The sequence below is a fragment of the Rhodoplanes sp. SY1 genome (genome assembly GCF_046000175.1).
GTDB lineage: Bacteria > Pseudomonadota > Alphaproteobacteria > Rhizobiales > Xanthobacteraceae > Rhodoplanes.
This window is the reverse complement of record NZ_JBEOMB010000363.1, coordinates 1-1,111: the sequence shown is the minus strand read 5'-3', so window position 1 is coordinate 1,111 and position 1,111 is coordinate 1. Positions and strand designations below refer to the sequence as shown.

Here is a 1,111-nt window from a genome sequence, read left to right as displayed (position 1 = left end):
TGGGGATGGCCTATGACGAACTCGTCTACGCGCTCAAGATCGGCAAGCCGCCGGCCGTAGCGTCAGGCCGCTCCCAATACGGGCTCGGGATGAAGACCGCCGCGTGCTGGCTTGGCAACATCTGGACGATTAGAACGAAGAAACTTGGCGACCCGCAAGAACACACCGTCACCGTTGATGTCGAGAAGGTTGCTTCAGGCGATCTTAATCTCGATTACCGGCAGACAGCAAAGCCTGCCGATCTTCACTACACAACCATCGAAATTCAGCAGCTGCATATGAAGTTGCAAGGTCGACGGCTCGGGAAAATCAAAGATTTTTTGAAGTCCATGTATCGGGTTGATATTCGTGAGGGGCTGCTGGATCTTTACTGGCAGGACAGCATACTTGATTGGCCCGATGATCTTATTTATCTCACCGCCCGTGATGGTACTCGATACCGCAAGAACTTCGAATTTGAGGTTGAAGGTAAACGGGTTCACGGCTTGGTCGGCATTCTTGGTGAGGGTAGCAGCGGGCGACCAAATGCAGGCTTCGCGATGCTTCGGCGTGGGCGCGTGATTAAAGGGCACCCAGGACAATGGCGACCCGAATCCATATTCGGCTGGGACGGACGAAACGATCTCATCAATCAGCGTATCACGGGAGAAATTCACTTCGACGAGTTTGATATCAGCCACACCAAGGATGATATCCAGTGGCTCGGCACCCAAGAGGATGAAGTTCAGGAAAAGCTCAAGCAGGTCTGCCAGGATTACGTTGCTCGCGCTCGAGATTATCGCGTTAAAGATGTTAGTACCCGCGGCCCGAGTGCAGCCGAGGTTAAAACCGCGGTAGATACTTTGGAGAACGAAATGCGCTCGCCCGAGTTCGTCGATCGGATCGAGCTCGGCGAGGTGCCCCCGCCGGAGATAATCGCCGAAATTGAGTAGCCCATCTTTGACGCTGCACAACGCGAAGAGCCGGATTTCAACGTGACGGTGGGCACGACGCCCTGTAAGGTTTATCTATCGTCTGAGGATTCGCCTAATGATCCATACTTTGTTACCGATGTAACCGGCTCTCAGATTATTGTAATTATAAATACACGCCATCCTCACTGGCCTCAACT

Annotated in this window: 1 protein-coding gene; it reads left to right on the top strand. The window is 53.0% G+C overall.

From position 1 onward, the window contains the following. Positions 1–932, top strand: a 932-nt coding sequence (locus tag ABTU92_RS29680; RefSeq protein WP_408095131.1) for an ATP-binding protein, incomplete at its 5' end; no start/stop codon positions are given. Positions 933–1,111: the final 179 nt, after the last annotated feature.